Here is a 23,460-nt window from a genome sequence, read left to right on the forward strand (position 1 = left end):
TGGAGAGCGGGGCCTATGTCTTCGACGGCGTCGTCCCGAACAAGTCGGGCCGTCATCTGATCTACTCCATCTGGCAGCGGTCGGACAGCCCCGAGGCCTTCTACACCTGCTCCGACGTGGTCTTCGGGCAGGACAACGGCGGTGCGGGCGGCGCCGCGCCGGCCGCCTCCGCGCCCACCGACGAGAAGATCGCGGAAGGTACGGAGAAGTCCACCGTCGAGCACAACGGCCATGGTGACCTCGGTACCGACGCGTCGAAGGTCTCGGCGAAGGACACCCCGGCCACGGCCACCCCGGCCACCCCGGAGAAGCAGCCGGACACCGGCACGGACGGCTACTCCGACGCTGATGCCGGAGCCGAAGCCGGAACCGGAGCGGAAGCCGGAGCCGAGGCCAACTCCCTTGAGACGAAGGGCGCCGGCGGTCAGGACACCCTCGCGGAGACCGGCGGCGACAGCGCCACCTCCTACCTCGCGATAGGTGGCGCGGCGGCGCTCGCCATCGGTGCCGCGGTGGCCTTCGGAACCGCTCGCCGCAAGGCCGTATCGGCCGGGCGTCACAGCCGCTGACCCCCGCCGCACGGCACCGCGCACTGCCTTCCGCCACCGGGACTCCCCGGTGGCGGAAGGCAGTCGTGTGTCCGCAGGGAGTACGGGAGGGGGTACGGGTACGGGTCAGCCGATCACCGAGGCGCAGGTGGTCGGGGTGGCACGGGCGGGATCGAGCGCGTTGTTCACCTCGTGGAAGGCGATCCTGTCGATCGTCCCGATCGCCACATGCTCGGAGAGATCGACCGGGCACAGATCCTGGAGCAGCACATTCCGTACGTTGGGGCCGGTCAGGAACTGTGACCGGTACGGGGTGACCACCTCGTCGTACCGGGTGGCTATCACGGTGTAGCGCACCCCGGGAACGGTGTCGCCGCCCGCGTTGAGCTTGGTGAGGAAGGCGGATCCGGCCACCTGGTCGGCGAGCCCGGGGGTCTTCTCGTTCAGCAGCTCGCCCGCCCCGGGGAAGTACGGCAGCAGCCGGGAGAGCCCGAGCAGGGTGCTGCCGCGGTTGGAGGGGGCGAGGCCGACCAGGGCGTTCACCTTCGCCGCCCCGCCGAGGAACTTCAGGTAGTAGCGCGGCATCATGCCGCCCTGGGAGTGGCCGACGACATCGGCCTTCGCGGCGCCGGTGGCCGCGAGCACCTTGTCGACATAGGTGGCGAGCTGCCCGGCCGAGGCGTCGATGGGGCCGAGGCCGTGGAAGAACGGGACGCCGGGGAGCTGCCCGTAGTCGAGGGAGAAGACGCAGTATCCGCGGTTCACCAGATACGGGGCGAGGCCCAGCCAGTTGTCGATGGCGTTCCCGAGGGTGCCGTGGACGAGGACGACGGGACGGGGATGGGCGGCGGAGGGCTTGCAGGAGTAGTCGTTCCAGCCGCTGCTCGACGACGCGGGGACAGCGGGGGCGGACACGGACGTGGGGGTGGTGGGGGCCGCGGTGGGGGTCGCGGCGACGGCGGGGGTGGCCAGGGATGTAGCGGCCAGCAGCAGCGCGGTCAGCGGTCCGAGCGCGCGCTTCCAGGGCAGCATCGTGTGATCTCCTTGCGGCTCAAGGGAATTGGCGATGTCTGTCAGCCCTGTGGCCCGGACCACAAAGATGCTTCCGCTATGAAGTTACGCATGAGTAAGGTGAAGAAGGGAAGTTACGCGTCGGTAAAAAGTGCGACGCGTGATGCCGTCCGTTGCCAAGAGGCCGGAGAGCGGCAGGAGAACGGCCTGAGAGCGGCCGGAGATACGTGACGCGCTACGCGGCCAGCGACCCCGGCACGATCGCACGCGGGCCGAACTTCGCGCGGGCCCGGTCGGCCACCGCTTCGATCCGGCGGGCCCGGTCGTCCACCGGGTCGAACGTCAGCTGATGGGTGGCCTGTCCGGCCGGGACCAGCCCCTCGGCCCGTACCGAGAGAGCCCGTACCCGCGCCCGTTGCAGCCCGAGCGACTCATGGATCCGGTACGCGACGCCGGCGAGCGCCGCCGAGTGGGCGGTCGGCTCGCGCAGCGCGCGCGTACGGGTGGTCGTGGAGCGGTCCGCGTACCGCACGGTGAGTGTCAGTGAGCGGCACACCTGGTCCGTGCCGCGCATCCGGACGCCCAGTTCCTCGGTGACCGAGAGCAGCGCGCGCCGGTGCCGCTCCTGGTCCAGCTCGTCGCGGGAGAAGGTCCGTTCGGCGGCGAGCGAGCGGGCGGCGGCGTTCGGGGCGACTCCCGTACGGTCCACGCCGTGGGCCTTCTCGTACAGTTCACGCCCCATCCGCACCCCGGTGATCCGCTGGAGTGTCGACAGCGGCACGGCCGCGGTCCTCCCGATGGTGTCGAGTCCGTACGCGCGCAGCGCGCGGGCCGTCGCGGCGCCGATGCCGGGCAGTTCGCCGACCGGGCCGGGCTCCAGGAACCGTTCGATCGCGCGCTCGTCGTCCGCCACCACGAGCGTCGTGCCCGGCGCGGCCCGGCGCGCGGCCATCCGCGCCAGCATCGGGGTGGGGGCCACACCGATCGTGCAGCCGGTGCCGAGGTGCGCGAGCGCACGGACCCGCAGTACGGAGGCGATCCCGGCGGCGTCCTGTCCGAAGTACCGTTCCGCACCGCGTACATCGACGAGCGCGGTGTCGGGCGGCAGTGCCTGGACGGCGGGGCTGATGTCCTCGATCAGCCCGACCAGCGCGGGCAGCGTCGCCTCGGACCCGCCCCCGCCCCGGAGTTCCGGACCCTGGGCTTCCGGCCTTCCCCGGAGTTCCGGGCCGGAGTGGAACCGTATACAGAGGATCATCCCGCGCTCCCCGGGCTGGAGTGCCACAGCTTCCGTCCGGTCGGCAGCCCTTCGCCGGGCGGCTTGAGGTCCGCCCAGGGGTTCATCTCGTAGCCCGTGGGCAGATGGATGCGCCGGCCGTCGTCCCCCTGAGGACCGCCGGAAGGCGACGCCGGGGCCGCGGACGCCGGGGGCGCGTCCAGCGCGGCCGCGACCGCGTCCAGCCCGCCCTTCTCGCGCAGTTCCACCAGCTCCGCCAGGTTCCAGGCCGCCGCGCCCACCACGCTCAGACTCCGTGGACCGCGCCGCTGCACCACCCCGCGCACCAGCAGCAGCCAGGAGTGGAAGACGGTATGCGCGCACGCCTCGTGGCTGTCGTCGAAGAAGGCCAGATCGACCAGGCCCGTACCGTCGTCCAGCGTCGTGAAGATGACCCGCTTGCCGGAGCGGATCGGCGGGGTCTGGGTCGCCACCTTGGCGCCCGCGACCAGTACGGTCCTGCCGTGCGGCACCTCCCGCAGCCGCTTGGCCGACATCACCCCCAGTTCCTTCAGGAATGCGTAGTGGTCTCCCATCAGATGGCGGGAGGCGTCCATGCCGAGGACACCCAGCTCGGCGCTGAGACGCTCCGCGTCCCCCAGGTCGGGCAGTCCTGCGGGGGCGGTGCGCCGCCCGCCCTCCAGCGGGAGCTGGTCTCCGTACGCGCCCGCTCTCCGCTGCGCTCCGTGCAGTTCGGACAGATGCAGCAGCAGATCGCGCCGGTTGGCGCCGAACCTGTCCAACGCGCCCACCTGCGCGAGCCGTTCGGCCACCGGCCGGGCCGGTCTGGCCCGCTGCCAGAAGTCCAGCAGCGAGGAGTACGGCTGTCCCGCCTCGATCCGGGCCGCTTCCGCCTCGCTGATGCCATGGACGTCGGAGAGCGCCAGCCGCACCCCCCAGACACCTCCGGCCGCACCGGCCGCACCCGTCCCCGAGGCTCCACCCTCAGACACCAGTTCGATTCTATGAGCGACTGTCGAACGGTTCACATCCAACGGCAGCACCGGCACCCCCCGCCGCCGCGCGTCCGCGAGCAGCAGCCGCTTGGGATACATCCCCGGATCATGGGTGAGCAGCCCGGCGTAGAAGGCGGCCGGATGGTGCGCCTTGAGCCAGGCCGACTGATAGGTCGGTACGGCGAACGCGACGGCGTGCGCCTTGCAGAAGCCGTACGAGCCGAACGCCTCGATGATCTCCCAGGTCCGCGCGATGACCTCGGGCGTATATCCCCTCCGCCGCGTCCGCCGCTCGAACCAGGCGCGGATCCGGGCCCCCGACCCGGGGTCGGACAGCCCTCGCCGCACCTTGTCCGCCTCCTCCCGGCCGCAGCCGGTCATGATGTCCACCATCCGGATGATCTGCTCGTGGAAGACGACCACGCCATAGGTCTCGCGCAGCGGTTCCTCCAGGTCGGGATGGGGATGGCGGACGGGCGCGCGGCCGTGTCTGGCCTCGATGAACGGCCGCACCATGTCGGCGGCCACCGGTCCCGGCCGGAAGAGCGAGATGTCGACCACCAGATCGTGGAAGGTGGCGGGCTGGAGCCTGCCGACCAGATCGCGCTGGCCGGGCGACTCGATCTGGAAGCAGCCCAGGGTCTCGGCGGACTGGATCAGCCGGTAGGTCTCGGGGTCGCCCTCCGGCACCTGTTCCGGGTCGTCGATGTCCAGCCGCTCGCCGGTGGCCCGTTCGATCTCCCCGACGGCGTGCGCCATCGCCGACTGCATCCGTACGCCCAGCACATCGAGTTTGAGCAGCCCCAGCGCCTCGACGTCCTCCTTGTCGAACTGCGACATGGGGAAGTGCTCGCCGCTGGTCGGCACCACCGGGGTACGGCGCAGCAGCGAGGCGTCCGAGAGCAGCACTCCGCACGGGTGCATGGCGACCCCGCGCGGCAGCGCGTCCAGCGCCTCCACCAGCTCCCACAGCCGGCCGTGCTTCGTCCCGTCCCGCCGCAGCTCCCCGGCCAGTTCCCGCAGCTCGGGCAGTTCCTCCATCGCGGCGCGGGCGTCCCTGGCCCGGATGTGCGGGAAGGACTTGGCGATCCGGTCGATCTCGGCCGGGTCCATGGAGAGTGCGGCGCCCACGTCCCGTACGGCGTGACGCACCCGGTAGGTCTCGGGCATGGCGACGGCCGCGACCCGTTCGGGGCCGAAGCGGTCGAGGATCGCCCGGTAGACCTCCAGCCGTCGCGCGGACTCCACATCGATGTCGATGTCCGGGAGTCCGCGCCGCCGGGTGGAGAGGAAACGTTCCATCAGCAGTCCGTGCGCGACCGGGTCGGCGTGGGCGATCCCCAGCAGATGGTTGACCAGGGAGCCCGCGCCCGAGCCGCGCGCGGCGACCCGGACACCCATGCCCCGTACGTCGTCGACGACCTGGGCGACCGTGAGGAAGTAGGAGGCGAAGCCGAGCTCCTCGATCGTGCGCAGCTCGGCGTCCATCCGGGTCCAGTACGTCCGGTGGTCGCGGCGCCGGTCGTAGCCGCGCAGCACCATCCCGGCGGCGCAGCGCGAGCGCAGCACCCGCCCGGCGGTACGGCGGTCCGCGCCGACCAGCCGCGGTTCGGGGAAGTGGACGGTGCCGAGACCCAGATCGTCCTCGGGGTCGACCAGACAGGCGGCGGCGGTCTCCTCGGTCAGGGCGAGCAGCCGGTGCGCGGTGTCGCGGCGGAATCCGGCGGCCTCGGCGACCAGCTCGGCGGTACGCGCCATCCCCGCCGGGTCCTTGAGCCAGCGCTCCCCGCTGTCCAGCCCCCGGCGGGGGTCGATGGGGACCAGCCTGCGGGCCGCGTCGAGGACATCGGCGACCGGTCCCTGCCCGGCGTCGGCGTAGCGCACGGCGTTGCTGAGCACCGCGCGTACGCCCTGCTCGGTGGCGAAGCCGAGGGTACGGGCGGCGTGCCGCAGCGAGCCGGGGCCCGTGCCCGTACGTCCGTGATGCACGACCTCCAGCCGGAGCGCGTCGCCGTAGATCTCCCGCCAGGGCGCGAGCAGCCGGGCGGCCCGGTCGGGGCGGCCCGCCGCGAGGGCGCGGCCGATCTCGGAGCCGGGTCCGAGCAGCACGGTGAGGCCCGTGCCGAAGTTGTCCCGCCAGGGCAGCAGCGGACCGCCGCCGTCCAGTGCGTGCGCGCCGCTCCCCGAAGCGTGCGCGGTGTCCGCCGAGGCGTGCGCGGTGGAGACGAGCCGGCACAGCTCCGCCCAGCCCCGCGCGCCGTCGCGGGCGAGGAAGACCGCGCGGGGCGCGGACTCGTCGATGAAGGCGCCGCCGCGCACGGGCGTACGCCTGCGTCCGGCCGGGCCCGTTTCGCGCGCCCGCTCGCCCACCGCCAGCTCCACCCCGAAGAGCGGCCGTATCCCCTCCGCGGCGCATGCCTTGGCGAAGCGGACCGTGCCCGCGAGGGTGTCGCGGTCGGTCAGGGCGAGGGCGTCCATGTCCCGCTCGGCGGCGCGCGCGGCCAGCCGCTCCGGGTGGGAGGCCCCGTACCGCAGGGAGTACCCGGAGACGGTGTGCAGATGCGTGAAGCCGGGCATCCGCACCTCCTGGATCAGTCCGTTCTCAGTCCGCTCTCACCTCCCCCGCCTCTCCACCATAGACCAAGTTTCGAACGTACGTACGATGCCGCTGCGAGGGCCGGGCACCGGCCGCCCGATCAGCCGTGCGAGCCCTTCCCACCTGCGCCGACACCGAGGGAAGCGGCGCCGTGAACGCCCGGAGGGGCCCGGTCCACCACAGGTGTGGTGGACCGGGCCCCTCCTCTCAGCGGGTTCGGTCAGCCGATCTCGGCGCCGTACGCGGCGAGCGCCTCCGGCACCGGCTGGAAGAACGTCTCACCGCCCGAGGAGCAGTCACCGCTGCCGCCCGAGGTCAGCCCGAGCGCGGTGTCGCCCGAGAAGAGCGAGCCGCCGCTGTCGCCCGGCTCGGCGCAGACCGAGGTCTGGATGAGCCCGTTGACGATGTCGCCGCCGCCGTAGTTCACGGTGGCGTCGAGCCCGGTGACCTCACCGTCGTGCACCTGGGTGGTGGAACCGCTGCGGGTCACCTGCTGGCCGACGGTCGCGTCACCGGCCTGCGTGATCGCCTGCGTGCTGCCGTCGTAGAGGTTCACCTCGCTCGGGTGCTCCACCTCGGCGGTGTACTTGACCAGGCCGTAGTCGTTGTCCGGGAAGCTGGAGCCCTCGTTCGCCCCGATCTCGGTGCCCTGCGCGTCCGACCAGGTCTGGATGGACTCCGTGCAGTGCCCGGCGGTCAGGAAGTACGGCGCGCCGTCCTTGACCACGTTGAAGCCGAGCGAGCAGCGCCCGCCGCCGCCCGTGATGGCGTCACCGCCGGAGACGAAGGGCTTGAACTCCCCGGCCGTCTTCTTCAGTTCGGCCTTGTCGCCGAGCGCCTTCACCACGCCGCTGAGCTTGTCCCAGGACGCGCCCTTGACCGTACGGTCGGCCGTGACGACCACCTTGTTGGTCATCGGGTTGACGGCCCACGACGTGCCCGGGATGGTCGCCCGGTCCGCGAGGGTCTGCCGGGCGCTCTTCAGCTCGGCCAGGGAGTTCTGAACCATTCTGGCCTTGGCACCGGCCTGGCGCACGGTCTCGGCCGCCTGCTCGTTGACGACATTGACCACGAGCGCCTTCGACTTGGCGTCGTAGTACGTGCCGGCCGCGTCGGCGCCCAGGCTGTCGTCCAGGGTGGACGCGAGAGTTCCGGCCGCCGTGGCGGTCAGCGACTTCACCGTGAACCGGGGTGTGCTCTCACTGGCGTTCGCAGTCTGGAAGGTGACACCCGCGAGCACCAGAGCGACCGCGGCACCTCCCGCCATCGTCACTCGCTTCTTGGATATACGCCGATGATTCAACGTCAGCCTCCTGTGGGGGGACCGCGTCAGGCCATGTGGGGTGTACCTGACACGGAGGTTGAGGCGCCCACTATTCCGAGACTGACCAGTAACACACAAGGTCGACTTCAGGACGGACACTCGCGGCACCCCCGGTACGCCGCGTCACCGGCCGACCGCCTCACGGCAAGGGAAGTTCCATATGCGAACACCCGGTGCGATCACCTTGTCATCAGCGGGTGAGGACTAGTCCTGTCTTGAAATCACCCCTGTCCTCCTGGCGCGATCCACCCCCGGCCGGCGCCGTCAGCCCGGCAGCAGGTCGCGCTCACCCGCCGGTACGGCGATCGGAAGGGTGTTGCCGGGCGGCGGGAACGGGCAGATGAAGTGGTCCGCGAAGGCGCACGGCGGCAGCAGGGAACGGTTGAAGTCGACCGTCACCGTCCCGTCCGCCGCCGGGGCGGCGGGCCGCAGGAAGCGGAAGCGATAACTGCCGTTCCCGCTCGTGGTGTCGGCGAAGACCGCCCAGAGCGAGCCGTCCGGCTCGATCGCGACCTGGAGGGTGTGCTCCGTACCGTCGACGGTGAAGGCGATCTCACCGCCGAGCCCGAGGCCCCGCTCCCTCCCGTCGGCGTTCTCGACCCGGACCGTGCGGCTCGTGTCGTACGGCCGGAAGCGGCCCGGCAGCGTCCAGTCCCGGTCGTAGGGCGTGGCCTCGATGCCCCGGAACGCGCGCCGCGCGGCGGACTCCGGGTCGAAGGCGCGGACGGCCCAGAGCCCTTCGCGGCGCAGCACGACGAGCCTGCGCCCGCCGGCCGCGATCCGGGACTCCTCGAACGGACCGCTGTCCGCCGTCAGCCGGATCTCCCCGGCGAGCGGCCGGCCGTCGGCGGTCAGACCGTCTCCGTCCGCCGCTGTCAGCACCACCTCGTCGGCGTTCTCGTCCGCGCGCCATACCCCGGGAATATCCGGGAGTTGACCTTCCGGATGGTCGGCGAGCCAGTGCGTGCCGGTGAGCGAGAGCGGTCCGTACGGCGCCGAGACCGTGACCGTACGGCGCTCGCGCCACCTCTCCCAGTCCTGCGCGGCGATGGCGGACACCGCGGATACGGGGGATGCCGCAGATACGGGGGATGCATCAGTGCTCATGCCGCTGAACCCTTCCATTCGGGTACGGGAAGCCCGAGATGTGAGCGCAGGGTGGCGCCCTCGTATTCCGTGCGGAAGGCCCCGCGCTCCTGGAGAAGCGGTACGACCCGGTCCACGAAGTCGTCCAGACCGCCCGGGGTCAGATGCGGCACGAGAATGAAACCGTCCGCCGCCCCGGTCCTGACGAAGGTGTCGAGGCTCTCGGCGACGCTCTCCGGGGTGCCGATGAAGGACTGCCGCGCGGTGGTCTCGATGACGGTCTGCCGGATGGAAAGCCCCTTGGCCTCGGACAGCGCCCGCCACCTGGCGGCGACCGCGAGCGGATCACCGGTCCTCACCCGGCCCTGGACCAGCGAGGAGTCCGGGTCCGGATCGATCCCGGGCAGCGGCCCGTCCGGGTCGTACGCCGAAAGGTCCCGCCCCCAGACCTGCTCCAGGGCGAGGATCGCGTTCTGCGGGGAGACCTGCTGTCCGCGGATCTCGACGGCCCGCTCCCGCGCCTCCGCGTCACTGTCGCCGAGGACGCAGGTGACCCCCGGCATGATCTTGAGATCGTCCGGGTCCCTGCCGTACTTCGCCAGCCGGGACTTGGTGTCGGCGTAGAACGCGCGGCCCGCCTCCAGGGTGCCGTGGCGGGTGAAGATGACATCCGCGGCGGAGGCGGCGAACTCCCGGCCCTCCTCCGAGTCGCCCGCCTGGATGATCACCGGGTGCCCCTGTGGGGAGCGCGGGACGGTGAACTCCCCCTCGATCTCGAACTGCCGCCCGGAGTGGGCGAACGGGCGCGGTGTGCCGTACGGGACGCCGGGCGCCGGCGGCGTCCAGGAGTCCCACAGTTCCCGCGCGGTCGCGACGAACTCGGCGGCCCTGGTGTAGCGGTCGGCGCGGTCGAGATAGCCGCCGCGCCGGAAGTTCTCACCGGTGAAGGCGTCCGAGGACGTCACCACGTTCCAGGCCGCGCGGCCCGCGCTGAGATGGTCGAGGGTGGCGAGCCTGCGGGCCAGTTCGTAGGGCTCGTTGAAGGTGGCGTTCACGGTGGCGGCGAGACCGAGCCGGCCGGTGACGGCGGCCAGCGCGTTCAGCACGGTGAGGGACTCGGGGCGGCCGACCACGTCCAGATCGTGGACGAGGCCCTTGTGCTCGCGCAGCCGCAGCCCCTCGGCCAGGAAGAAGAAGTCGAACTTCCCGCGCTCCGCCGTACGGGCCAGCGCCTCGAAGGAGGAGAAGTCGATCTGGGACCTGGAACGGGGATCGGTCCATACGGTGGTGCTGTTGACCCCGGGGAAGTGCGCGGCGAGATGGATCCGTCTGCGCGGGGTACGGGAGGTGTCGGTCGTCATGAGGTTCCCCCGGCGGACGCGTACTGGTTGGCCGGGCGTGCGAGGCTCAGATGCTCGCGGAGCGTGCCGCCCGGATGGAAGGTGCGGAACAGACTGCGGTGCTGGAGCAGCGCCACCGTCCCGTTGACAAGCCGTTCGAGATCGCGCCGCGGCTCGGCGGGCGTGAGGTGGAAGCCGTCCACGGCGCCGGTGCCGTGCCAGGTGGTGATCAGGTCGGCGAGATCGACGGGGCCGCCTCGGTAGTGCGGTCCGGTGTCGCCCGCGGTGGTGCGCGGCGCGCTCTCCGGACCGGGCTCCCCCGGACGTTCGCCGTCGCCGAGATCGATGGTGAGCGCGGCGAGCACCCGCAGCGTGTCGGGGTCACGGCCGTGACCGGCGGCCCGTGACCGGAGCCTCTCCCGTACCGCCGCCGCCTCTTCGGGCCGGCCGGCCCCGACCAGGACGACATCCGCGTGGCGCGCGGCGGTCTCCTCGCTGTGCCCCTCGGTCGCGTCGATCACGGTGACGGGGTGGCCCTGCGGCGGGCGCGGCACGATGGACGGGCCGCGGACCGTGAACGTGGCCCCCTCGAAGTCGACGTAGTGCAGCTTGTCGCGGTCGATGAAGCGTCCTGTCGATATGTCGCGGATCTCGGCGTCGTCCTCCCAGCTGTCCCAGAGCCGGACGGCCACGTCGGCCACCTCGCCCGCCTCCTGCCACAGGGCGGGGGCGGGAGCGGCCGGGCGGCGGCCGAACAGCCGGGCCTCCGCCGGGGTGGTGGACACATCGACCAGCCAGCCCGCCCGGCCACGGCTCACCCAGTCCAGGGTGGCCACGGCCGCCGAGACATGGAACGGCTCGGTGTGGGTGGTGGTGACGGTGGGCACGAGCCCGATGCGTTCGGTCGCGGGCGCGACCCGGGAGAGCACGGCGAGCGCGTCGAGGCCGGGGCGCGCGAAGGAGTCCTGGAGCGTGACGAAGTCGAGGGCGCCCCGCTCGGCGAGCCGGGCGAGTTCGACGTACCACGCGGCGTCGTAGGCCCGCTGACCGCCGATCTCGGCGGCGAGATACAGCGGCCGGTGTGACGGGCGGTACGGCGGGCGGTGCTGCGGGGTGTGTCGCGGGGTGCGCCGAGGTCGGTGCGGAGGCCGGGTGGCGGTCATGACGGGCCTTGCCTTTCAGCTTCGGACGGGCTGCCCGTCCGGTGGTTGAGGAGCCGAAGCGGCCGTGGACGGTGTGCCCGCGGGCGGTGTGGCCGGAGACGGTGTGGCCGGAGACGGTGTGGCCGCGGCCGGGGGCCGCGCGAGGCCGGCGAGCAGGGTGAGCGCGGCCCGCGCGGTGGCGTCGTTCTGCCGGAACGCGGGGCCTCCCGTACGCGGCCGGGTGAAGGCGCCGCTGGACCGGGCGGTGGTGTTCGGGCCGAGCGCGAAACGGCGGGGATGCGGGGTGCCGTCGCGCTCCAGCAGCCGCCCGTCGTCGGGATCGACCCGGACCAGCCCCGCCGAGACCGCCGCGGCCCCCTCCTCGTACAGCGCGCGCAGCAGCGGGCTCCGGGTGCGTTCGGGCGAGGGGTCGGGCAGCCGGGCCTCGACGAGTGCGCGCGCCTCGACGTACTCCCCCGGTACGACGGCGCTGCCCGCCCGGAAGATCCCCCGCCGCCCGTCGGCCTCGACCGACATGTCCGCGCCCAGGAAGCGGACGACCCCGGCCCGGGAGAGCGCGAGCAGCTGGCGCAGCCGGGGTCCCGGCGGGCCGGAGGCGACATAGCTGAAGAAGCCGTGCCAGCTGCCGCCGGAGTCACCGAGGTCGCCGAGGCGGATCAGCTGGCCGTAGACGGAGAGCAGCCCGAAGAAGACGGCGAGGTCCGCGCTGTGGGACGGGTCGTGTCTTCGGCCGAGATCCGCGCGGATGTAGTCGCGCAGCCCGTCCTGGAGCGCGTCGTACGAGGGGAAGCGCAGCCCGTCCAGCGGCCGGTCGAGGGCGGCGAGATCGAGCCGGTCGGCGGGGTCGGGTACGGCCGCGCCGACCAGGGCGTCCAGCTCGGGGCCGCCGGCGTCGGCGGCGGCGTACTTCTCCTCGAAGTCGGTCCAGTCGACGCGGGTGCGTTCGGGGTGCGCGGTGAAGAGGCGGTGGTAGTACGCGAAGCCGAGCTCCTTGTCGATCAGCGGCCGGACATCGCGCCGGAAGTCGGGCGGCACCGGCCGGCTCAGCAGCGCGTCGATCTGCTCGGGCCCGAAGAAGCGGGGCAGCGGGGGCCGTTCACCGTCCAGCCCGTAGCCGATCTTGGAGTGGTACGGGACTCCGCGCCGCGACCCGACGTACAGGACCGGTTCGCGTCCCGAGGGGTGGTAGACCAGTTCCCCGTCGTCGTGGCCGGCGCTGCCCGAGTAACGTCCGCCGCGCCCTTCGGTGACGAGCACCATCAGATCGACGAAGGCGAGTCCGAAGCCGCGGACGAGGACGGGGTCACCGGCGGGCAGGGCCGACAGATCGCTGTCGGCGGTGAAGTCGGGCGGCAGGTGGATCAGTCCGTGCTGTTCGGCGAACCGGCTCAACTCCACCTGTTCCGCGTCCGGTTCGGCGTCGAGATGGCCGAGGGTCAGCACGACGAGGTCGGCGAGGAGCGGTTCGGTACGGTCCGCAAGCCAGACGCGCTGGCGTCCGCCGCGCGGGCCGGTGACGCGCACGGCGTCGGTGCGGTGCTGGTGGACGGTGACACCGGGCGGCAGGGAGGCGACGGTCTGTTCGTACACCCAGCTCAGATAGGCGCTCTGCACCCGGCGGCTGGGGAAGGTCTGGCCGGTGAGGGCGGCGATCTCGGCGCGGAGCCCGGACCCGTCCCCGGACCCGGGCGGAGCGAGCGCCTCCTCGGCCGCCTCGGCCGCCTCCGACTCGGCGGAGAGCCGCGCCCTGCCCTCCCTGATGTCCCGCGCCCACTCGTGCAGCGCGGGTCCGTGCCGTACAGGACCGGCCAGGGCCACCGTGTCATCGGTGAACATGGTCACGTCCTCGGCCATGGAGTTCATCCAGAGCAGCGGCGACTGATCACGGCGCCAGACCCGCCCGGCACCCGGCGGATGCGGGTCCACGAGATGGATGTCCAGCGGCAGACCGTCGTACAGGAAGCGCGCGTTGGCCGCGATACGCTCCAGAAAACCCGTGCCGCGCGGGCCTGTTCCGACCACGACGACAGCCGGGGTCGAGGACGGGGTGCGGACGGTGACCGAGGACACAGGCATGCGAAGGCTCCGTGGATACAGCGATCGAACACGGGAGTGCCTTCACAGAAAACTTCACACAAAACACAGGCGGACCGGCCCCTCAGCACGGTCCACTTGCCCCTACGAGGCTAAGTGGTGTGTACGGCCGGTTGTCAAGCTTGTCCGTACTGTGAGCCGACCGTCTCGGCTTGGTTGACGCGGAAACGGATGCCTGTTCCACTTGGCTCATGTATTCGCAGCAGTGGCTGGTCACGCGCTCCCACATCGACTTCGGTCGCGTGTGGTCCTCTTCCTGTTGAGCTGACGCCCTGCACGGCCTCCCGTACTTCCGGCGCTCGCGCGCCGTTTCCCCGCGTGCCTTCACACGCAGAGCGTCACGCTTCTCCCTCCCCTCGCCCGCCCGTCAGCCCGGCCGCCCGTCAGCCGCAGTCGCAGCAACTACAGGCGTCACAGCAGTCGCAGCCATCACAACAGTCGCAGCAGTCGGACTGGTCGCAGCAGCCCTCACGCTTCTTGCGTGACCACGGGCCCTCGTACTCGTCCGCACAACAGATTCTGCAGGTACAGCACAGTCCGACGAAGACCGCGCAGCCGGCCAGGAAACCGCGCCTGCCCGGCCTCGGCGGCGGCTGCTGCCCGAAGCCGGGTGGCAGCCCTCCGTCCTGACGGACCGGGCCGCCGGGGGCGCCTGAGCCGCCGTGCCCTTCGTGCGCGCAGGCCGTCGTGCCGAAAGCGCGGTCGGCGGAGGCCCGCAGTTCGTGCGCCAGCAGCACATGCGCCAGCCTGCCGTCGGTGAACTCCGCGTCCCGCAGCGCGAGCCGGATGCCGTGCACCGCGTCGTCGGCGAGCCGCCGCGCCTCCGCCCGGGACGTACCGGTCGCGGTGAGCGGGTTCCACGCACCCGACGCGGCGTCAGCCGGCTGGTCCTCCACGGCGTCCAGCAGATGCGCGAGCCGCCCGAAGAGCCGCCCGGCCTCGGCGAGCGGGGCGCTGTTGCCCGGCCGGCCCGCCAGCACGGCGGTGTACGCGAAGGCGGCGGCGGTCGCCGTCTCGGTCGGCTCGGTGACGGCGAGCAGCGGGGTACCGGGACCGGCCACCATCTCGATCCCCTGCTGCCGCTCGACGGCGTCGACCAGTACGGCCGTGTCGAACCCCAGCTCCGCGCCGGTGCGCGCGCCCGCCCAGTCCCAGCCGTGGGCGACCCGGCGCGCGGCGGCGGCCAGCGGCCGGCGCCTCAACAGCCCGTCCCCGTCCGCGACGTGGTCCCGGATCTTCGCCGAGGCGAGCACCAGTGACACGGAGGCGGCGAGCCGCGCGCCCTCGCCCCTGGCTATCGGCGCCGTACGCATACCGCGCAGCGGGCAGGGGCCCGCGGTACGCCGCTGTCGCGCGGCGCGTTCGGTCTGAGCCTCCGTCAGAACCGAGACGATCAGGCCGTCGTAGTTGGTGACGACCCGGGAGAACTGCCCGTGGTCCGCGCGAAGTGCCAGACAGAGCCCGCAGAGATGGGCCATCCACTCGGTTCTGAGCCCGTCGGCGAGCCGGTGCGCGCATGGTCTGACGATTCCGAACACGACAGTCCCCCGAGAGTCGTTCACAAGTGCGTGACGCATCGTACCGAGCGAACGGTTCACCCGTACGTCCCCAGCCTCACCCATCTGGCCCGAACGTACTATTTTGTACCGACTCAGGCCCTGTACGCTGGAAGAACCTTGACGAACCGCCACATCTTCTGCACCAGTACCGTCACGAATCATCTGCGCGCCGACTATCCCCTTGGCGCGCGATCCGCATGATGGTCGACCATAGGGATAGGGAACGTCATGTGACCGCGGTGAAAGGAGGCGTCCATGGGATCGGTGCGCAAGGCGAGTGCCTGGCTGGGCCTCGTTGAGGACAACGACGAGCGTTACTACGACGACGAGTACGCCGAGGGTGCGGAGAACGGCGACAACTGGCGGACCGACCCGCGCGTACGGGTCGTCGCCGAGGCCGCCCCGGAGCAGGACCGCAGAATCGCCACCGTGTCCCCGGACAGCTTCCGGGACGCCCGGACCATCGGCGAGCTCTTCCGGGCCGGCACCCCGGTCATCATGAACCTCACGGCCATGGAGCCCGCCGACGCCAAGCGCGTGGTGGACTTCGCCGCCGGGCTGATCTTCGGGCTGCGCGGCTCGATCGACCGCGTGGCCACCCGGGTCTTCCTGCTGAGCCCGGCCGACACCGAGATCGTCACCGGTGAGGCCGCGGGCCACGGCAAGGACGGCTTCTTCAACCAGAGCTGAGCAGGGCGCTCACCGGTTCGCCCGGTACCGACGGGGTCACCGGAAGGCGTCGAGGCCGGTGAGCGCCTTGCCCAGCACGAGCTGATGCATCTCGACGGTGCCCTCGTACGTGAGCACCGACTCCAGGTTCGTCGCATGGCGCATCACGGGGTACTCCAGCGAGATCCCGTTGGCGCCGAGGATGGTCCGCGAGGTGCGGCAGATCTCAATCGCCTCCCGCACGTTGTTGAGCTTGCCGAAGCTGATCTGCTCGGCGCGGAGCCGGCCCGCGTCCATACGCCGCCCCAGATGGTGGGCGAGCAGGATGCCCTTGTGCAGTTCGAGGGCCATGTCGGCCAGCTTGGCCTGGGTGAGCTGGAAGCCGCCGATCGGCCGGCCGAACTGCTCCCGGGTCCTGGCGTACTGAAGCGCCGCCTCGAAACTGGCGCGCGCCGCGCCCATCGAACCCCAGACGATTCCGTACCGCGCGTGGCTCAGACAGCTGAGCGGACCGCGCAGTCCCATGGCCTCCGGGAGGACGGCGTCGGCGGGCAGCCGTACATCGTCGAGGACCAGTTCACTCGTGACCGAGGCACGCAGTGACCACTTGTGGGTGATCTCCGGGGCCGAGAAGCCGGGGGTGCCCGCCGGGACCAGAAAGCCGCGAATGGAGGAGCCGGCGGCGCTGGACTCGTCGGTCCGCGCCCAGACGACGGCGACCCCCGCCACCGACCCGTTGGTGATCCACATCTTGCGGCCGTTGAGCACCCAGTCGGTGCCGTCCCGCTTGGCGTGGGTACGCATTCCGGCCGGGTCGGAGCCGTGGTCGGGCTCGGTGAGTCCGAAGCAGCCGATGATCTCGCCGGCGGCCATGCCGGGCAGCCAGCGCTGTTTCTGCTCCTCGGAGCCGAAGCGGTGGATCGCGTACATGGCGAGCGAGCCCTGTACGGAGACGAGGGAGCGGATCCCGGAGTCGGCGGCCTCCAGCTCCAGGCAGGCGAGTCCGTACTGGACGGCGGTGGCACCCGCGCAGCCGTATCCGGTCAGGGACATCCCGAGCGCGCCGAGTCCGCCGAGTTCACGGGCCAGTTCACGGATGACGGGCAGTTCGCCGCGTTCGTACCACTCGGCGATGTGCGGCAGGACCCGGTCGGCGGCCCAGGTCCGTACGGTGTCCCGGATCGCCAGGTCCTCCGGTTCGAGCAGATCATCGAGGCCGAGAGGGTCGCCGGGGTCGAAGGGCGGGGGCTTGGCGACCGACGACGCGGACGGTGCGGTCGGTGAGGACGGTGCGGACATGGGACGGCCTCCGGCGGCTCGCACGGCTCTGACGAGCTGTAACTAGCGGTGCTAGTTACAGCTCGGTGACGACGGTACGACGCGGTGTGCCGCGCGTCCAGACACACCCCGGTCGCCGCGTCCGCGCGTCAGCCGTCCCGTGGGCCGTCCTGCGGGCCGTCCTGCGGGCCGGACACGGGGGCGCCGGCACGAGGGGACGCCGGTACGCCTAACGGGAGCCGCGGCCCGCCGGGACCGCCGCCTCCGAGGACTCACGTGCCGCCGTCGGCGCTCTGCGCGGCTGGGGCGGCCGTGGCTCCTGCGTGCGGGACGGCCGCGCCTCCCCGGACTCCGGCGCCTCTCCGGACGCTTCCTCGCGCGCCTCGCGCGCCTCGGTCGCCTCGGTCGCCTCACTCGTCGCCTCGGTCGCCTCCGGGGGCGGGCACTCCATGATCCTCGGCAGCCGCAGCGCGGCCAGCGCGCCGAGCAGCAGCAGCCCCGCGCTGACGAACAGCGTGACGTGCAGACCGTGGACGAACGAGTGGCGCGCGGCGGTACGCAGACTCTCCCCCGCCGGTCCACCGAGCCGGGCAGCGACCTCGTAGGCCTCGCCGAGCGAGTCGGACGCCGCCGAACCCGCCGACGCGGGGACACCCCTGACCGACGTCAGCGCGGGCGCGTACACCGCGTTCATCACGCTGCCGAGCAGGGCGATCCCCATGCCCGCACCCAGCTGGTACGAGGTCTCGCCGATGGCCGCGGCGCCGCCCGCCTGGTCCGCCGGAGCCTCGCTGAGCATCGACTCGTACGCGCCGAAGAGCGTGGTCTGAAGCCCGAAACCGAGCAGGACGAACCCCGTGGTCAGCAGCCCCGGCCGGTCGTGCTGGCCCATCAGTACCAGCAGCAGAACGGCGCCCGCGGTCAGTACGAAGCCCGAGGCCACCATCCGGCGCGGCCCCACCCGGCGCAACGTGGCCGAGCCGGTGACCCCCGCGGCCATGGCGGCGAAGGTGAGCGGCAGCAGCCGCAGTCCGGTCTCCAGAGGACTGAGTTCCAGCACCAGCTGGAGGTACTGGACGGCGATCAGCTCCAGGCCGACCAGGGCCAGCATGGCGAGGACGATGCAGCCGACGGAGACGGAGAACGTGGGCCTGGCGAACATCCGCATGTCGATCAGCGGATGCGCCCTGCGCCGCTGCCTGCGGACGAAGAGGACGAGGAGGGCCGCGCCGACACAGAGCGGGCCGAGGGTCTCGGGGCCGAGAGGCCCCTCCCCGGCGCCGAGCCGCTTCACCCCGAAGACCACCCCGAGCACCCCGGCCGCGGCCATCAGCGCGCCGAGCACGTCCCAGGGCCCGTCGCCGCAGCCCTTCGACTCGGGCAGCACCAGCCGGCCGAGCGGCAGCAGGAGCGCCAGCAGCGGGAGGTTGATCAGGAAGACCGAGCCCCACCAGAAGTGCTCGACCAGGAAGCCGCCGAGCACCGGGCCGAGGGCCGCCCCGATGGCGGCGACCGCCGTCCAGACGCCGATGGCCATGGCGCGCTCGCGCCGGTCGGGAAAGACGTCGCGCAGGATGGAGAGCGTCGCGGGCATGATCATCGCGCCGCCGACCCCGAGCAGGGCGCGCGCCACGATCAGCACCAGTGGCGTGTCGGCGAGGGCCGCGACGGCCGAGGCCGCCCCGAAGAGCGCGTATCCGATGAGCAGGACCCGGCGTCTTCCGATGCGGTCGCCCAGCGTGCCGAAGAGGATCAGCAGCGCGGCGCAGACCAGTGGATACGCGTCCACGATCCAGAGCAGCTCGACACCACTGGGCCTGAGGTCCGCGGTGACCGCCGGGACGGCGACATGCAGCACGGTCGCGTCGAGCGCGACCAGCAGCAGGCTCACACAGAGGACGACCAGGACGACCCAGCGGTTGGCACCCCCGCGGACCCCGGCCACGCGCAGCCGTGCGCCGGCCGTGGTGCTCCCGGACATCTGAGTACCTCCCAATGCGTCCCTCGCGCTCGGCGGGCCAGCGGGGACACGGGGTCCCTCGGAGCGGCCCGGCATCGACGGGCGAGTGAGCCGCCAGCGTACGCGAGTGAACGCGCGCGCCGCGTGGCGCATCTCTCACCCTTCCGGCCGACGAGTGTGGCGTACGCCACTCCCGCCCGCCAGGGCCGGGACTCCGGGCGCGCACGAGCGGGAGGGAAATTCCGTGCGACGCCCCGGTGAACTAATTCTGTTCCACACAAAGACGGTTCCGGGAACGGCGTGTCGATTAATAGGGCCGAAGGTCCCTTCGATTTCCGGAACGCCCCCTGATAAACCACTCTCCGAGACGCACTCCACATCACATCGTCATCACAAAGAGACCGGATCGACCGGTTCACTCGCTCACTCGCTGTAACGTCGATTGGGTGCGTACCGACATCTTTGCCCGTCTGGACCGGGAGCCGGAACCGCCGAAGATAGAGATCCCGCGGATGAGCCGCACCCGCAAGGCTCTCTTCGGCGGGACGCTGGCGTTCTATCTCGCCATCGTCGTTGCCGTGCTCGTCTCGTCCTCGCTGGTGATCCTCGACTGGAAGGTCATGCTCTTCCGGCCCTATCAGCAATGGCCGGAACTGCATCCTTTTCTCGACTACTTCGTGGTCCTGGGACAGCGCGGCCCCACGGCCGTGATGATCGCGGCCTGGCTGGGCTGGCGCTCCTGGCGGCAGCACACGCTGCGGCCGCTGCTGGCCCTCGGCACGGCGTTGCTGCTGCTCAATGTGACCGTCGGGGCGGTCAAGCTCGGCCTGGGCCGGCTCGGTCCCCACTACGCGACGCAGATCGGCTCGGCCGAGCTCTTCGCGGGCGGCGATATATTTCCTTCGGGACACACCGCCAACGCCGTGGTGACCTGGGGAATCCTGGCCTATCTGGCCACCACGCCCCGGGCCAGGCGCTATCTGTCGGTCATGTCGGCCGTGGTCGCGCTGGGGGTCGGCGCGACGACCGTCTACCTCGGTACGCACTGGCTGAGCGATGTGCTGCTCGGCTGGGCCGCGGGGCTGCTGATCCTGCTGGCGCTGCCCCTCTTCGAGCCGCTGATCGGCCGGGCCGAGCTGGCGATCTTCGCGGTCCGCGAGCGGTGGCGCGCGCGCCGCAGGACCACGCCGTCGACCCCGGTCGCCTCCGGGGGCCCGCGGCCCGCGGCGGTCCCGCAGGAGGCGTCGGGGCTGGGCGACGAGCCGCCGTGCGGGCCCATCGGAGCAGGTCACGGCGGCCACCCCGGTGCCGGCCGTACCGCCGGCACCGTCGCGGGCACGGGTCAGCTCACCCAGACGAAGCCGCACACGGTGCGCTCGGAGCGTACGCCGATCACCCCGGCCGGCAGCCGTCGGCCGGGGCACTCGCGGCCCATGACGGGCGGCTGACCGCCCCCGAGGACCGCGGGGGCGGTACGCACGGCCCCACCCGCGTACGCAGGAAGGCCCCGGCTCCGGCCGGGGCCTTCCTGCGTGCGCGCTGCGTGCCAGGGGGCCGCCGGAAGGCCGTCAGGAGGCCGTCAGGAGCCCGCGGCGGGGCCGCCGGTCAGCCGAGCCAGCAGCGGATGACCCGGCCCGCCTCGACCTCGAAGTTGAGCCGGCCCGCCACGAACTCCATCGTGATGATCGAGCCCGGGGGCAGCGCCCTGACGGTGGTCCAGCCGCGCTCGCGGGCGCGCCGTTCGGCGCTCCCGGAGTCGAGTCCGACATAGGACTCGGGGGCGTCGTCGGGCTGTCGGGGTGGAGTCGGTATCGGTGACATACCACTCACCGTAGGCGCCGGGGACGGTCGAAGGAAGGCGAACGGATACCTCACCCGTATGCATCTCGTCCCCCCGCGGTCACACTTGTGTCACAGGTTCCGACGCGCTCCGGATGCGAACCGCGTCACTCTTACGGCCCCTTCACATCCGACTTCTTAGAAATTCCATACCTCGAAGATCACATAAATAGCCCACCCGGAATTCCACCGCCCGCGACAGTCGTTTTCCGGCCGACCGCGGAAATCAATTGATGGACCGTCGAGGAATTCACGAGTCCCCCGCACAATCCGCCGCCCGCCGACACGTACCCATACCTGTACGTTCCCGTCGGCGCGGGCGTGTCAGCCCAGGGCGCGGGACAGCCGGTCCCGCAGGGCCCTGAGGTGCCCGGTCAGCTCCGCTGGCTCGATCACCTCGAAGTCGAAGCCGAGCAGCGCCAGATGGATCGCCATCACATCCAGGCTCGCCGCCCCGGTCCGCAGCAGACAGCTGTGCTCGTCGACCGCCTCCAGGACGCCCGTGGACGGTGACACGTCCTGGGCCGCCTCCTCGGCGGACACGTGCAGCCGGATCACGGCCGACGTGGCGTAGGCCCGGGTGGAGACGCCCCGCGAGACATACGCGGCGAGGTCCTCGGCGGGCGGGGTGCGCGGGGTGAAGCGCGGTCCGTGCGGCGGTGTGGGGGTGATCCGGTCCACCCGGAACGTGCGCCAGTCGGCGCGGTCCAGGTCCCAGGCGACCAGATACCAGCGGCGTTCGGTGCACACCAGACGGTGCGGCTCGACGGCGCGGCGGGTGACGGAGTCCTCGTGGTCGCGGTAGGCGAAGCGCAGCCGCTCGCTGTCCCGGCAGGCGTTGGCAACCTCCGTGAGGACGCCGGGGTCGGCCATGGACCCCCGCGGCCCGCGCAGCATCGGCACGGTGAAGGAGTTGAGGGCGCTCACCCGGCGCCGCAGCCGGTTCGGGAGCACCTGTTCCAGTTTCGCCAGGGCGCGTACGGAGGTCTCGCCCATGCCCTCCACGCCGTTGCCCGCGGCGGTGCGCAGGCCGACGGCGACGGCGACGGCCTCCTCGTCGTCCAGCAGCAGCGGCGGCAGCTCGGCCCCCGCGCCGAGCTGGTAGCCGCCGCCCGTGCCAGGGCTGGCGTTGACCGGGTAGCCGAGTTCGCGCAGCCGGTCGACATCGCGCCGTACGGTGCGCGGGGTGACGCCGAGCCGGTCCGCGAGGTCGGCGCCGGACCACTCGCGGTGGGCCTGGAGCAGTGAGAGCAGGCGCAGCAGTCGTGCCGAGGTCTCCAACATGGGCCCCAGTCTGACCCCACTCGCGGACAGCTTCTGTCCGCAAGTCCGCAAATCCGCAAATCCGCAAGTCCGGCGGACGCCGTCCGCCGGAGCGTTCGGCTCGCGGGTCCCTGCCGGTCAGCGCGTCGGCGTCGGCGTCGGCGTCGGCACGGGCGCGGCGGGCACGGGCGCGGGGTCCAGCCGTACGCAGAAGTCGTTGTCATGGGTGTAGCCGGGGGCGGCCAGCCAGCCGTCCGTGCCGTGCGACGCGGAGACGCCGTGTGCCGGATAGACATGGATCGCCCGCTTGTCCCAGATGTCGTCGAGGATGCGGGAGACCCGTATGCCGGCGGCGCCCGGCGCGGGCAGCAGCCACAGATCCCAGTGCCTGCGGTCCCGGCCCGGCCCACCCCGCTCGCCCGGCTCTGCGGCCAGCGGTCCGTACGGCAGGGTGAAGGCGAACACCCCGCCCCGGCCGGTCACGGCCACCCGGTGCGTACGGTCGCCGCCGCGCAGCCGGGCCTCGGCCCGCGCGTGCTCCCCCAGCTCGGCTCCGTACAGCACGCCCTCGACCGACATCCCGGCCGGCTCGCAGCGGACCGTCCCGGCCTCGGCGTGCGGTGCGCGGAGCCAGGTCCTGAGGGCGAGCCGGCCGTCCGCGGTGGGGTACGGGACGCGGGCGGCGACCGGGCCCGCCCCGGGCACCCGGTCGATCAGCGCCCGTACGTCCCTGATCCCGGGCCGCACGGGCAGGTCGCCCGAGGCGCCCGTGAAGACGTCCCAGTGTCCTTCGGCCAGTTCGACGGTGCTGGGCAGGACGGCGCGCAGCCGCGCCCGCCCGGCTCCGGTGACGGCGGGACCGGTCAGCGGCAGCCGTACCTCGTCGTCGCCGCCACCCCACGCCTCGCCGCCGGGCGCCCCGTCGTCGTGGCCCGCGCGGCGGCGCAGCACCAGCGTCGCGTCGGGGCGGGCCGCACCCGTGATGTCGAAGGTGATTCCCCCCGCCGAGTCGGCGATGCAGTCGGCGGTGCACACGGCGGGCGACGGCCGCCCGCTGGGTCTGCTGGTCATACGGTTCTGCCCTTTCGGATCACATCTGCTGCCTTGTCCCCGGCGGTGAACGCCGCCGGGTAAGGCGCCGCCGCCGCGGCACAGCGCGTCGCGGGGCTTCGCGCCCCCGGACGCCGTAGGGAAGGCCGAGAGATGCATGACGTGCCGGGCCTCCCTGGTCCGTGCGGTTTCGGCCGGTCCCTGTTCGGGCCGACTGGGCAGATGCCGACTGGGTAGATGCGGAAATGACCCACATGGTGCCGAGTCGGAGCAGATCCGTACGTTCACGCGCCGGTACGGCACCGGCGAACCGCGTGGACACACCCCGGACGCCACACGCACGCCGCCCGGACCGGACGCCGGGACCACCGAAGGGAGCAATGAGATTCAGCCACCCCATTGATTCGCTGATTTCCCGATTTGTCGACCTGTCCATCTGTCCGTGTGT

Annotated in this window: 17 protein-coding genes; 3 read left to right on the forward strand and 14 right to left on the reverse strand. The window is 72.0% G+C overall.

Features of this window, described 5'->3' with window-relative positions; translation table 11 throughout:
• The coding region (locus CU044_RS20080; protein WP_129770098.1) for a lytic polysaccharide monooxygenase at positions 1-569 on the forward strand (569 nt) is incomplete at its 5' end.
• A gap of 105 nt (positions 570-674) precedes the next feature.
• Here the strand turns inward: CU044_RS20080 and CU044_RS20085 are convergent.
• From CU044_RS20085 to CU044_RS20125, 9 genes are all read right to left on the reverse strand, one after another.
• Positions 675-1,580 (reverse strand): alpha/beta fold hydrolase, encoded by a 906-nt coding sequence (locus CU044_RS20085; protein WP_129770099.1) that lies wholly within the window; start codon positions 1,578-1,580, stop codon positions 675-677.
• A 214-nt stretch (positions 1,581-1,794) separates the two neighbouring features.
• Positions 1,795-2,817 (reverse strand): hypothetical protein, encoded by a 1,023-nt coding sequence (locus CU044_RS20090; RefSeq protein ID WP_129770100.1) that lies wholly within the window; start codon positions 2,815-2,817, stop codon positions 1,795-1,797.
• Positions 2,814-6,368 (reverse strand): DNA polymerase III subunit alpha, encoded by a 3,555-nt coding sequence (locus CU044_RS20095; protein ID WP_129770101.1) that lies wholly within the window; start codon positions 6,366-6,368, stop codon positions 2,814-2,816. Before CU044_RS20095 ends, CU044_RS20090 begins: the two co-directional genes overlap by 4 nt.
• Positions 6,369-6,607: 239 nt before the next feature.
• Complete coding sequence (locus CU044_RS20100; protein WP_193564020.1) at positions 6,608-7,789, reverse strand: S1 family peptidase; 1,182 nt, start codon at positions 7,787-7,789, stop codon at positions 6,608-6,610.
• A gap of 186 nt (positions 7,790-7,975) precedes the next feature.
• Positions 7,976-8,818: a DUF1684 domain-containing protein gene (locus CU044_RS20105; RefSeq protein ID WP_129770103.1), complete on the reverse strand. Its 843-nt coding sequence runs from the start codon at positions 8,816-8,818 to the stop codon at positions 7,976-7,978.
• Entirely contained in the window at positions 8,815-10,158 is a 1,344-nt protein-coding gene (locus CU044_RS20110; protein ID WP_129770104.1) for an NtaA/DmoA family FMN-dependent monooxygenase, read from the reverse strand. Before CU044_RS20110 ends, CU044_RS20105 begins: the two co-directional genes overlap by 4 nt.
• A complete protein-coding gene (locus tag CU044_RS20115; RefSeq protein ID WP_129770105.1) occupies positions 10,155-11,300 on the reverse strand; it encodes an LLM class flavin-dependent oxidoreductase in 1,146 nt (381 codons plus the stop codon). The genes CU044_RS20110 and CU044_RS20115 overlap by 4 nt, the downstream gene beginning before the upstream one ends.
• Positions 11,301-11,315: 15 nt before the next feature.
• The gene (locus CU044_RS20120; RefSeq protein WP_129770106.1) at positions 11,316-13,376 is read right to left on the reverse strand and encodes an FAD/NAD(P)-binding protein; all 2,061 of its coding nucleotides are present in this window, start codon (positions 13,374-13,376) and stop codon (positions 11,316-11,318) included.
• A 401-nt stretch (positions 13,377-13,777) separates the two neighbouring features.
• A complete protein-coding gene (locus tag CU044_RS20125; RefSeq protein ID WP_129770107.1) occupies positions 13,778-14,971 on the reverse strand; it encodes a DUF5685 family protein in 1,194 nt (397 codons plus the stop codon).
• Between the two features lie 237 nt (positions 14,972-15,208).
• Here CU044_RS20125 and sepF point away from each other — a divergent pair, with 237 nt between their 5' ends.
• A complete protein-coding gene (gene sepF, locus CU044_RS20130; protein ID WP_129770108.1) occupies positions 15,209-15,643 on the forward strand; it encodes a cell division protein SepF in 435 nt (144 codons plus the stop codon).
• A gap of 36 nt (positions 15,644-15,679) precedes the next feature.
• On the opposite strand, the gene CU044_RS20135 is transcribed toward sepF, so the two are convergent.
• Positions 15,680-16,921: an acyl-CoA dehydrogenase family protein gene (locus CU044_RS20135; protein ID WP_129770109.1), complete on the reverse strand. Its 1,242-nt coding sequence runs from the start codon at positions 16,919-16,921 to the stop codon at positions 15,680-15,682.
• Between the two features lie 208 nt (positions 16,922-17,129).
• Entirely contained in the window at positions 17,130-18,881 is a 1,752-nt protein-coding gene (locus CU044_RS20140; RefSeq protein WP_129770110.1) for an MFS transporter, read from the reverse strand.
• A gap of 425 nt (positions 18,882-19,306) precedes the next feature.
• On the opposite strand from CU044_RS20140, the gene CU044_RS20145 reads away from it, so the two are divergent.
• Entirely contained in the window at positions 19,307-20,308 is a 1,002-nt protein-coding gene (locus CU044_RS20145) for a phosphatase PAP2 family protein (protein WP_129770111.1), read from the forward strand.
• Positions 20,309-20,465: 157 nt separating this feature from the next.
• Here the strand turns inward: CU044_RS20145 and CU044_RS20150 are convergent, their stop codons facing one another.
• The 3 genes from CU044_RS20150 to CU044_RS20160 all read right to left on the reverse strand — a co-directional run bounded on the left by CU044_RS20150 (position 20,466) and on the right by CU044_RS20160 (position 23,033).
• Positions 20,466-20,681: an I78 family peptidase inhibitor gene (locus CU044_RS20150; RefSeq protein WP_129770112.1), complete on the reverse strand. Its 216-nt coding sequence runs from the start codon at positions 20,679-20,681 to the stop codon at positions 20,466-20,468.
• A gap of 342 nt (positions 20,682-21,023) precedes the next feature.
• Entirely contained in the window at positions 21,024-21,983 is a 960-nt protein-coding gene (locus CU044_RS20155; RefSeq protein ID WP_129770113.1) for a YafY family protein, read from the reverse strand.
• A 117-nt stretch (positions 21,984-22,100) separates the two neighbouring features.
• Positions 22,101-23,033 carry a hypothetical protein gene (locus CU044_RS20160; protein WP_129770114.1) on the reverse strand — a complete coding sequence of 311 codons (933 nt, stop codon included), beginning with the start codon at positions 23,031-23,033 and terminating at the stop codon, positions 22,101-22,103.
• Positions 23,034-23,460 lie beyond the last annotated feature (427 nt).

Origin of the sequence: Streptomyces sp. L-9-10 (assembly GCF_004151105.1) — a bacterium.
GTDB lineage: Bacteria > Actinomycetota > Actinomycetes > Streptomycetales > Streptomycetaceae > Streptomyces.

Excerpts from the sequence above, each read along its gene's own strand:
- CU044_RS20085 (WP_129770099.1), bottom strand. The coding sequence starts at position 1,580 with ATGCTGCCCTGGAAGCGCGCGCTCGGACCGCTGACCGCGCTGCTGCTG.
- CU044_RS20090 (WP_129770100.1), bottom strand. The coding sequence starts at position 2,817 with ATGATCCTCTGTATACGGTTCCACTCCGGCCCGGAACTCCGGGGAAGG.
- CU044_RS20095 (WP_129770101.1), bottom strand. The coding sequence starts at position 6,368 with ATGCCCGGCTTCACGCATCTGCACACCGTCTCCGGGTACTCCCTGCGG.
- CU044_RS20105 (WP_129770103.1), bottom strand. The coding sequence starts at position 8,818 with ATGAGCACTGATGCATCCCCCGTATCTGCGGCATCCCCCGTATCCGCG.
- CU044_RS20110 (WP_129770104.1), bottom strand. The coding sequence starts at position 10,158 with ATGACGACCGACACCTCCCGTACCCCGCGCAGACGGATCCATCTCGCC.
- CU044_RS20115 (WP_129770105.1), bottom strand. The coding sequence starts at position 11,300 with ATGACCGCCACCCGGCCTCCGCACCGACCTCGGCGCACCCCGCGACAC.
- CU044_RS20120 (WP_129770106.1), bottom strand. The coding sequence starts at position 13,376 with ATGCCTGTGTCCTCGGTCACCGTCCGCACCCCGTCCTCGACCCCGGCT.
- CU044_RS20125 (WP_129770107.1), bottom strand. The coding sequence starts at position 14,971 with ATGCGTCACGCACTTGTGAACGACTCTCGGGGGACTGTCGTGTTCGGA.
- sepF (WP_129770108.1), top strand. The coding sequence starts at position 15,209 with ATGGGATCGGTGCGCAAGGCGAGTGCCTGGCTGGGCCTCGTTGAGGAC.
- CU044_RS20135 (WP_129770109.1), bottom strand. The coding sequence starts at position 16,921 with ATGTCCGCACCGTCCTCACCGACCGCACCGTCCGCGTCGTCGGTCGCC.
- CU044_RS20140 (WP_129770110.1), bottom strand. The coding sequence starts at position 18,881 with ATGTCCGGGAGCACCACGGCCGGCGCACGGCTGCGCGTGGCCGGGGTC.
- CU044_RS20150 (WP_129770112.1), bottom strand. The coding sequence starts at position 20,681 with ATGTCACCGATACCGACTCCACCCCGACAGCCCGACGACGCCCCCGAG.
- CU044_RS20155 (WP_129770113.1), bottom strand. The coding sequence starts at position 21,983 with ATGTTGGAGACCTCGGCACGACTGCTGCGCCTGCTCTCACTGCTCCAG.
- CU044_RS20160 (WP_129770114.1), bottom strand. The coding sequence starts at position 23,033 with ATGACCAGCAGACCCAGCGGGCGGCCGTCGCCCGCCGTGTGCACCGCC.